The sequence below is a fragment of the uncultured Rhodoblastus sp. genome (assembly GCF_903903185.1).
GTDB lineage: Bacteria > Pseudomonadota > Alphaproteobacteria > Rhizobiales > Beijerinckiaceae > Rhodoblastus.
Genome location: NZ_CAIUXT010000064.1, coordinates 1 through 8,092 on the forward strand (window position 1 = coordinate 1; position 8,092 = coordinate 8,092).

Genomic DNA, 8,092 nt, shown 5'->3' on the forward strand with positions numbered 1-8,092 from the left:
CTCCGACTGTATCGGGACGTCGGTGCGTCAGGGCGCCCTGTCGGTGGTGCAACTCGAAATCATGCCCGAGCCGCCGGAAAAGGAAGACAAGCTGACGACCTGGCCCTATTGGCCGCTCAAACTGCGCACCTCCTCGTCGCATCAGGAAGGCGCGGAGCGCGAATTCGCGGTGATGACGCGCGAAATTCTGGGCGACAATGGCGCGGTCAAGGCGCTGCGCTGCGTGCGCGTCGATGACAGGATGCAGGAAATCCCCGGCAGCGCCTTCGACATTCGCGCCGATCTGGTGCTGCTGGCGATGGGCTTTGTCGCGCCGGTGCATGAAGGGCTGCTGCAGGAACTCGGCGTGGCGCTGGACAAGCGCGGCAATGTTCTGGCCGACACCGAAGGCTACAGCACCAGCGTCGACAAGGTTTTCGTCGCCGGCGACATGCGGCGCGGCCAGTCGCTGGTGGTCTGGGCGATCCGCGAGGGACGCCAGGCCGCGCGCGCGGTCGATCTGTTCTTGACCGGGGCGAGCGAACTGCCGAGGTGAGGTTTGGCGGGGTGGAGAAGGGGAAAGCCGGGGCTTGTTCTCCGATTTCTTTGTAGCTACAATGGAGCTACAAAATAAGGATTTCCCCATGCCCGCCACCGACGTCGTTCGCGCCCGCATTGACCACGAGACGAAGAAACGCGCCGCCGCCGCCCTGGCCGATATGGGCCTGTCGATTTCCGACGCCATCCGGCTCCTGATGTTGCGGATTGCCGACGAGAAGCGCTTGCCTTTCGAGGTGAAGGTTCCAAACGCCGCGACGCGGGCGGCAATGGCCGAACTTGAGGCAGGAAAGGGCAAAACCTACGCCAGCACGACGGAAATGCTAAAAGACTTCGGCTTGTAATGCTTCGCCTCGCCCCTTCCGGGCGTTTCAGGCGCGACGTGAAACGCGCTCTCAAACGCGGCAAGGATTTGGGCAAACTAACCGCCGCCATCGACTTGCTTGCGTCCGGCCAACCCTTGTCCGCCAGTTACAACGACCACCCCTTGAAAGGCGACTGGAAGGGCTGGCGCGACATTCACCTAGAGCCGGATTGGCTCTTGCTCTATCGCGTCGAAGGTTCAAAGCTTCAGCTTGCCCGAACGGGAAGCCATGCCGACCTGTTTGACGAATAGAGGACGGTATGGGCCCCCGCAGGGGCCGATCTCATGACCGCGCCTGCCCGTCGCCATCATTCAAATTTTTCCGGCCATTGGCGCGCGCCGTGAAAGACCGCCAGAATTTCGACTTCGGCGTCCCGCACGCGGTAGGGCGCGATGAAGGGCGTATCGGCGACGACCAGTTCGCGCGTGCCGGGAACCCTCCCGGTACGCCCGAGATGCGGGAACTTCGCGAGATTATCGGCCTGATCGAGAATGGCGGTGACGATGCGCGCGGCGACGGCGGCGGAGTTTTCGCGCTCCAGATAGTCGCCGATGGCTTCGAGGTCGCGCAGCGCCGGGGCCGTCCAGCGCACTCTCATGAGTCGGGCGCGAATTTCTTCCTGACGCGCGCCAGTTCTGCATCGCTGGCGAAGTCGCCGCGATCGGCGGCGGCGAGTCCGGCTTCGATCTTGCCGACCTGCCACGCGTTGAGCGCGACAAAATCCTCGACGGCGCGGGCGACAAGCCAGTTGCGGGAGCGGTCGGTTTTTTCGGCGAGACGGTCGAGCGCGTTCAGCGTCGAGTCGTCAAGTCGAACGGTGAAGGGCGCGGGCATGGGCGAAATCGTCTCGTGGCGGGTGCAGCGATCAGGTTCACGTGTATTCTAGCTGAATTTTTGCGCCGGTTGCAAGCGCCCGCGACCTTCATGCCGGGTCAGACGCGATTTCCCTTATCGGCCCGAGGCGGCGGCGCTAGCGGGGGGGGGACCGAACTGGAAAACAACGGGTGTTGCGCGAGGGTCCGCGCATTCTCCAGCCGCGCCTCGCGAAAACTACGTTCGGCCTCGTCAAGGGTTAGATTGGTATGGCAAAACGTCGCCTCGAACAATCGCATGATCGACGGAACGATCATCGGATGCAGATGACGCCCGTCATCGATAAAGCGATTGGGAAAACATTCGTTGACCAATTCGAAGGCGGGGAAATAAAAGACGCTTTGTCGAACTTCGGCGCTTAACTCTCGGATCGTTTCGTCAAGCGCGGCGCGGATCAGCGATTTGGAAACCGAATTTGCTGTTATGCAGGAAATCGGCCGGAATGTGGTTATCAGCGGAATCGGAGAAACGGTCATTACAATTTTGGCTTGTGGCACATGATGGTTGATCAGCTTAATTATTTCTGAAATGCACCATTTCGTCTCAAGAAATGTCGAGACCCGGAATTTATGCCGGCTGGCGTCATAGTGCTTCATGGGTACGGCGCGCCAGAACACGCCTCCGGTGACTTCGTCGTACCAAATCTCCGACAGGCCGAAGGTGAGAATGAATACATCCGTATTCAAGAACACTTCCTTCGTCTTGACGCGTATGTCTTCGCTTGGATCGAATTCCTCGGCCTTATACCCATGCCAAAGATTGGAGCGAGGCACACAGCCATCCAGCGCCCATTTGAACTGCTCGGCAATGGCGTGGACGTTTACCAACCCCTCGCCCATGTAAGAAACGTAAATATTTTTTTCCCGCTGTTTCGCTGTGTCGAATCCGATTTTGGCAAGATGGTTACCGATATTCTCTGCAAAGCAGGACCCAAAAGCGGTGACTTTGGTTTTCTCGGCGATGATGGGCTTTTCCGGCGCCCACCCTTTCAGGATGAAATTGCCGGCGAAATCAAGATTGCAATGATCCTGGCCGTAAGGAACAAAATTGCAATGTTCTCCCCGGAAAAACGAAGATCCCATCGTTTTGTTCTGCTCCCCGACGGGGGAGGCGTCAAGCATCTCTTGATGGCCGAAACTTCCCAGGGTGTTGATCATTTCGCGCGATTCCGTCGGTTATTTCGGCCAAGGCTTTGTCCAGACAGACTACACGTAGCTCAAGCCAGTAAACTTTAAAAGAACGCAATGCCGCGATACAAGGAGGCCGAAGCCCTCGCGCCGGCGAATTGCCGCCCATGCCCGCTGTCCCATGGTAGATTTTTGCTTGCGCGCCACAAAAACTTCGGCGCGCTAACGATCATTTCACATAAGCGGCAAGCCAGGCCTCGGCCTCTGCCAGCGAAAACGAAAATTCGTGTTCGGCGACGCCGGAACGCGTCCGCGCGCTTTCGTGGACATTCATCAGGTAGAAACGGCCATGCTCCTTGCCGTGTCCCGCCTTTTCCAGATGAAACCCCTTGCTTCCGGCCAGTTTCTGGACGCGCTTCTCGTCTGCGTTGCTCACTTCATTGCTCCTGTTGGCCGCCGGCGCCTTTGTTCGCAGCCTTTCGCGCGGGGGGTCAGCTTACGCTCTCTCCGCGCCCGATGGAACGGAAAGCCCGCCCGACACCTCGCGCAAGGCGACAAGCGCGCGCGAAAAACAACGCGTTGCCTGAGCGTCGCCGAGGCGCCAAACTCCGGGCTCGATGCAAAGGCATGGCCCCGGGAGGGCAAATGACGACAGATCAGACGGTGGTGATGATTGGCATTCAGGCGCTCGCGGTCGGGCTCGGCTTCTATGGTCTGGTGCTGCTGTTGCGCAAGGCGCGCAATCCAACAATCATCGCCTTTCACGTGCTCGCCGGGCTCGGCGCCATCGAGACGCTGTTCGGCTTCCTCCGCATGAGCGAACTCGCCGCCGATTCGCCCGTGCGCGCGCTTGGGATTACAGCGGCGAAATGGCTCGGCGCGGCGGTCGTCACCGGCGCGCTGACCCCCTTCGTCGGCAAGGGCCGTCCGTTGCTCGCCAACACACTGCTGCTCGTCCATATCGGCAGCGCGCTGGCCGGTTTCATAATGACCGTGCTGTTCGCGCGGCAGGCCTGAGCCTCCTCAATCGGCGCGGGCCCCGATCAGCCGATGGCGACCAGCACGTCGGAAGATTTGATGACGGCGCTGGCGGCGCCGCCGACCTTGAGTCCGAGATCCTCGACCGATTCCCCGGTGATCGAGGCGGTGACGATCTGGCCCTTCACGTCGATCCGGACATGCGACGTGGTGACGCCCTTCCTGATCTCGACGATCTTGCCGTCGAGAATATTGCGGGCGGAAATCTTGAGGCCTGGGCCGACGGCGACCAGCACGTCGGAAGCTTTGATCACCGCCTTGACGGCGTCGCCGACCTTGAGCCCCAGCCCCTCGACCGATTCGCCGGTGATCGAGGCGGTCAAGATCTGCCCTTTCGCGTCGATCAGGACATGTGACGTGGTGACGCCCTTCTTGATCTCGACGATTTTGCCATCGAAAATATTGCGAGCGGAAATCTTCATTCTCAATCCCTTTTTGGATGCACCCGGCGGGCGACTTTTTGACGAGCCCGGCGGGGCCCGGCGTCGCGGCCCCGCCTCCGCGTGTTCTGAGGAAATTAGGCGCAAAGCTCTGGCGCCGCAACAAACGAGTTCAGGAAAACAGGCCGGCGGCGGGTTGCGAATGTTGCTTTCGGCCTTGTCGTAAAGCCGACAAGACCGGGCGCCAGGCCTTTGTCTCCGGCTCAACCCGGCTTTGGCACATTCGTTGCTGCGCCTGCACAAAAGGATCGGAGCCACTCATGATCAGCCTCACGCCCGACGCGCTTTCCGCCGCCAAGACCATCCTCGCCACCGCCAAGACACCCGCCGAAGGCCTGCGGATTCAGGTCGAAGCCGGCGGCTGCTCGGGATTCCAGTACAAGATGGAGCTGGAAACGGCGTCGCGCGAGGGCGACGAAGTGGTCGATGCCGATGGGGTGAAAATCTTCATCGACGACATTTCCGCCGATCATCTGCGCGGCATGACGGTCGATTTCGTCAGTTCGCTGGAGCGCTCCGGCTTCGTCTACGAAAACCCCAACGCCACGGCGCAATGCGGCTGCGGCAAGTCTTTCGCCTGAACGGTCCGGCTTGACGGAGGACGGCGCGATGGCGACGGTCTATCTCGACAATAACGCCACCACCCGCGTCGACGAAAAAGTCGTCGCGGCGATGCTGCCGTTTTTCACCGAATTTTTCGGCAACGCCTCCTCGACCCATGAATTTGGCGCCACCGTCGCCCCGGCGATGAAAGCGGCGCGGCAGAAGCTGCAAACCCTGCTCGGCGCCGAGTTCGACCACGAAATCGTCTTCACCTCGGGCGGCACCGAATCGGATGCGATGGCGATTGTTGGCGCGCTCGACGCCGCGCCCGAACGCCGCGAAATCGTCACCACGGCGGTCGAACATCCGGCGGTCCTGAATCTCTGCCAGCATCTCGAAAAAACCGGCCGCGCGAGGGTGCATTTCATCGGCGTCGACGGGGCCGGAAAACTCGATCTCGACGCCTTTCGCGCCGCTCTGTCGGAGCGCACGGCGCTGGTCAGCGTGCAATGGGCCAATAACGAGACCGGCGTGATTTTCCCGGTCGAGGAATTGGCGCGTTTGGCGAAAAATGTCGGCGCGCTGTTCCATACCGATGCGGTGCAAGCCGTCGGCAAAATCCCGCTGGCGCTCAAAAATTCGGGCGTCGACCTGTTGTCGCTGTCGGGGCATAAATTGCACGGCCCCAAGGGGATCGGCGCGCTCTATGTCAAAAAGGGCGTAAAGCTTTCGCCGCTGTTTCGCGGCGGCAAGCAGGAGCGCGGCCGGCGCGCCGGCACCGAGAATATGCCGGGCATCGTCGGGCTCGGCGCGGCGGCGGAAATTTCGGCGCAACATCTCGACCGCGATTTGTCCCGCGTCAAAGCGCTGCGCGACCGGCTGGAAAGCGGAATCCTGGCAAAAATCCCGGCCTGCCGGGTCAATGGCGGCGCCGAGCCGCGCCTGCCCAACACCTGCAACATCGCTTTCGAATGCGCCGATGGCGAAGCCGTGCTGCATCGCCTCGACAAGGCGGGAATCGCCGCCTCCTCCGGTTCGGCCTGCGCGTCTGGCTCGATGGAGCCGAGCCATGTGCTGCGCGCCATGAATGTGCCGCCCGTCGCCCTGCAGGGCGCGATCCGGTTTTCGCTGTCGCGCGACACCGGCGAGGCCGACATCGACCGCGTGCTTGAAATTCTTCCCCCAATCGTCGAGACGACGCGCGAAAAATCGCCGCTCTGGGCGGAAATCCGTCAGCAGCAATGCGCGTGAGGCCGGCAATGACACAATCGGGATCGCAACGGATCGCCATCAACGACACGACGCTGCGCGATGGCGAACAGGCGCCGGGCGTGGTGTTCACGCTGCCGGAAAAGCTCGCCATCGCGCGCGCCCTCAGCGAGGCTGGCGTCGACGAGATCGAAGCCGGCACGCCGGCGATGGGCGAGGAGGAAGTCGAGGCCATCGCCGCCATCGCCTCGGCCAATCTGCCGTGCCGGGTCGGCGCCTGGTGCCGGCTCAACGAAAGCGACGTCGATGCGGCTTTGCGTTCCGGCGTCAAGATGGTCAATATTTCGGCGCCCATGTCGCGGCTGCAAATGCGGGTCAAGCTCAAGGCGGAGCCGCGGGAGGTCGCCGAACGCGTGACGCGGGTGGTCGCCTATGCGCGCGAAAAGGGTCTCGAAGTGGCGCTTGGCGGCGAGGATTCGTCGCGCGCCGATCTGCGCGACATCGGCCTGATCGCCGGGGCGGCGGCAAGGCTCGGCGCATTCCGCTTCCGCTTCGCCGACACGCTCGGCCTGCTCGATCCGTTCTCGACCTATGAATATATCAAGCGCCTGCGCGACGAGACCGATCTCGCCATCGAATTTCACGGCCATAACGATCTCGGCCTCGCCACGGCCAACACGCTCGCCGCGATTCGCGCCGGCGCCGGCCACGCCAGCGTCACCGTGCTCGGCCTTGGGGAGCGCGCCGGCAATGCGCCGCTGGAGGAAATCTGCGTCGCCTTGCCGCGCACCGCCGAGGCGCGCACCGGCGTCGATGCGACCCGCCTCGCCGGCCTCGCGGAATTGGTCGCCCATGCGGCCAGAGACTCCATTCCGCGCGCAAAGCCCATTGTCGGCGCGGATATTTTCACCCATGAATCCGGCATTCACGTCGCCGGCCTGTTGTCCGACGTGCGCACCTATCAGGGGCTCGATCCGGCCATGCTCGGGCGCCGGCACAAGGTGGTGATCGGCACGCATTCCGGTCTCGCGGCCTTGCGGGCGATCTGCGCCGCCGCCGGCATCGACCTCGACGGCAAGGCCGGCGCTTCGCTGCTGGCGCGGGTCAAGGCCATCGCCAAACGGACCAAGACTCTTGTGCCGGAAAGCCGGGTGCGCCAATTGGCGCGCGAGGAAATTTCGGCGCGGGAACGCGGCCGCCTGCACGACAGTTTGTGAATTACGGGGGACCGATGAGCGAGGCAAACGGTTATTTTGTCGATTGGAACGGCGACCTGCGCAGCACCGACGATCCGGGCGGCGGCTATGCCTGCGAAGTGGATCGTCCGGCGCGTTATGTCGCGGTGAAGAGCAAGAATGGCGCGCTGATCCATGAGGCGACGCTCTATAAAACCTTCGCCGATCTCGAAAAGGCCGGAATCAAGGCGCAACTCGTGCCCGGATCGAAATCCTGGGGCAGCGAGAAATAAGGCTTCTGACCTCGATATGACGGAGGCGGCCTTTTGGTTCCGATGACGGTTCTGGTCGATGAACAGCCCAAATGCGTGGTGCGCCCTCATGACATGAAGGGGCTGCAACGCTTTCTGCGCAACGGCAAGGCCTGGCTGCTGGCCGGGCGCCCGGAAGGCAAGGTCAGCTTTCGCGAAGCCGATGACGCGGAACGGGCGATCTGGCGCAACGCCAGCGACCTGCACCGCGCCTGGGGCGGCGACGACGAGGATTTTTTCGGCGTGCCTTTGTGAGATCCGGGGCTGTTCACCGCTCCGTACCGACACCATCGGCCACGGCAACATTCGCCAAAGTGGCGGTGACCGGTTTGCCGCCGAATTTCGACCCGAAGGCCGAAGTCTCGTCCTCTAAAGTCGACGCCGCGACCGGACGTCCGCAGCCGCCGCCGCTCAGGCGACCGCCGCCGGGCTCGGTCTTGTCTGGCGGCGGCCAAGAAAGCCGACGCCCGCGAG

Annotated in this window: 15 protein-coding genes and 1 pseudogene; 9 read left to right on the forward strand and 7 right to left on the reverse strand. The window is 62.4% G+C overall.

What is annotated here, in order from left to right; all coding sequences use genetic code 11:
• From QZY01_RS05645 to QZY01_RS05655, 3 genes are all read left to right on the forward strand, one after another.
• Positions 1 to 535: FAD-dependent oxidoreductase (locus tag QZY01_RS05645; protein WP_294534421.1), on the forward strand; the 535-nt coding region annotated here is incomplete at its 5' end.
• Between the two features lie 88 nt (positions 536 to 623).
• Entirely contained in the window at positions 624 to 881 is a 258-nt protein-coding gene (locus QZY01_RS05650; RefSeq protein ID WP_294534460.1) for a type II toxin-antitoxin system RelB/DinJ family antitoxin, read from the forward strand.
• Complete coding sequence (locus QZY01_RS05655; RefSeq protein ID WP_294534425.1) at positions 881 to 1,153, forward strand: type II toxin-antitoxin system YafQ family toxin; 273 nt, start codon at positions 881 to 883, stop codon at positions 1,151 to 1,153. The genes QZY01_RS05650 and QZY01_RS05655 overlap by 1 nt, the downstream gene beginning before the upstream one ends.
• Positions 1,154 to 1,209: 56 nt before the next feature.
• On the opposite strand, the gene QZY01_RS05660 is transcribed toward QZY01_RS05655, so the two are convergent.
• The 4 genes from QZY01_RS05660 to QZY01_RS05675 form a co-directional block, all read right to left on the reverse strand.
• Positions 1,210 to 1,500 carry a type II toxin-antitoxin system RelE/ParE family toxin gene (locus QZY01_RS05660; protein ID WP_294534427.1) on the reverse strand — a complete coding sequence of 97 codons (291 nt, stop codon included), beginning with the start codon at positions 1,498 to 1,500 and terminating at the stop codon, positions 1,210 to 1,212.
• Positions 1,497 to 1,736, reverse strand: a complete 240-nt coding sequence (locus QZY01_RS05665) for a CopG family ribbon-helix-helix protein (RefSeq protein ID WP_294534430.1) — start codon at positions 1,734 to 1,736, stop codon at positions 1,497 to 1,499. The genes QZY01_RS05660 and QZY01_RS05665 overlap by 4 nt, the downstream gene beginning before the upstream one ends.
• A 98-nt stretch (positions 1,737 to 1,834) precedes the next feature.
• Positions 1,835 to 2,932: a GSCFA domain-containing protein gene (locus QZY01_RS05670; protein ID WP_294534432.1), complete on the reverse strand. Its 1,098-nt coding sequence runs from the start codon at positions 2,930 to 2,932 to the stop codon at positions 1,835 to 1,837.
• A gap of 199 nt (positions 2,933 to 3,131) precedes the next feature.
• Positions 3,132 to 3,338, reverse strand: a complete 207-nt coding sequence (locus tag QZY01_RS05675) for a hypothetical protein (protein ID WP_294534435.1) — start codon at positions 3,336 to 3,338, stop codon at positions 3,132 to 3,134.
• A gap of 209 nt (positions 3,339 to 3,547) precedes the next feature.
• Between QZY01_RS05675 and QZY01_RS05680 the strand changes: the two genes are divergently transcribed.
• On the forward strand, positions 3,548 to 3,919 hold the full coding sequence (locus QZY01_RS05680; RefSeq protein ID WP_294534439.1) for a hypothetical protein: 372 nt from the start codon (positions 3,548 to 3,550) through the stop codon (positions 3,917 to 3,919).
• Positions 3,920 to 3,945: 26 nt separating this feature from the next.
• Here QZY01_RS05680 and QZY01_RS05685 read toward each other — a convergent pair whose 3' ends face one another.
• Both QZY01_RS05685 and QZY01_RS05690 read right to left on the reverse strand, forming a co-directional pair.
• Positions 3,946 to 4,173 carry a TOBE domain-containing protein gene (locus QZY01_RS05685; RefSeq protein ID WP_294534463.1) on the reverse strand — a complete coding sequence of 76 codons (228 nt, stop codon included), beginning with the start codon at positions 4,171 to 4,173 and terminating at the stop codon, positions 3,946 to 3,948.
• Positions 4,162 to 4,362: pseudogene (locus tag QZY01_RS05690) on the reverse strand (TOBE domain-containing protein); the annotation flags it as partial. The pseudogene QZY01_RS05690 and the gene QZY01_RS05685, both read right to left, overlap by 12 nt.
• 278 nt (positions 4,363 to 4,640) lie before the next feature.
• On the opposite strand from QZY01_RS05690, the gene QZY01_RS05695 reads away from it, so the two are divergent.
• The 5 genes from QZY01_RS05695 to QZY01_RS05715 are packed head-to-tail and all read left to right on the forward strand — an operon-like array spanning position 4,641 to position 7,873.
• Positions 4,641 to 4,961 (forward strand): iron-sulfur cluster assembly accessory protein, encoded by a 321-nt coding sequence (locus QZY01_RS05695; RefSeq protein WP_294534442.1) that lies wholly within the window; start codon positions 4,641 to 4,643, stop codon positions 4,959 to 4,961.
• A 28-nt stretch (positions 4,962 to 4,989) separates the two neighbouring features.
• Positions 4,990 to 6,174, forward strand: a complete 1,185-nt coding sequence (gene nifS / locus QZY01_RS05700; protein ID WP_294534445.1) for a cysteine desulfurase NifS — start codon at positions 4,990 to 4,992, stop codon at positions 6,172 to 6,174.
• A gap of 8 nt (positions 6,175 to 6,182) precedes the next feature.
• A complete protein-coding gene (nifV, locus tag QZY01_RS05705) occupies positions 6,183 to 7,349 on the forward strand; it encodes a homocitrate synthase (protein WP_294534449.1) in 1,167 nt (388 codons plus the stop codon).
• A gap of 14 nt (positions 7,350 to 7,363) precedes the next feature.
• Positions 7,364 to 7,600: a hypothetical protein gene (locus tag QZY01_RS05710; protein WP_294534452.1), complete on the forward strand. Its 237-nt coding sequence runs from the start codon at positions 7,364 to 7,366 to the stop codon at positions 7,598 to 7,600.
• Positions 7,601 to 7,633: 33 nt separating this feature from the next.
• Entirely contained in the window at positions 7,634 to 7,873 is a 240-nt protein-coding gene (locus tag QZY01_RS05715; RefSeq protein ID WP_294534455.1) for a hypothetical protein, read from the forward strand.
• 13 nt (positions 7,874 to 7,886) lie between these two features.
• Here the strand turns inward: QZY01_RS05715 and QZY01_RS05720 are convergent.
• The coding region (locus tag QZY01_RS05720; protein ID WP_294534458.1) for a hypothetical protein at positions 7,887 to 8,092 on the reverse strand (206 nt) is incomplete at its 5' end.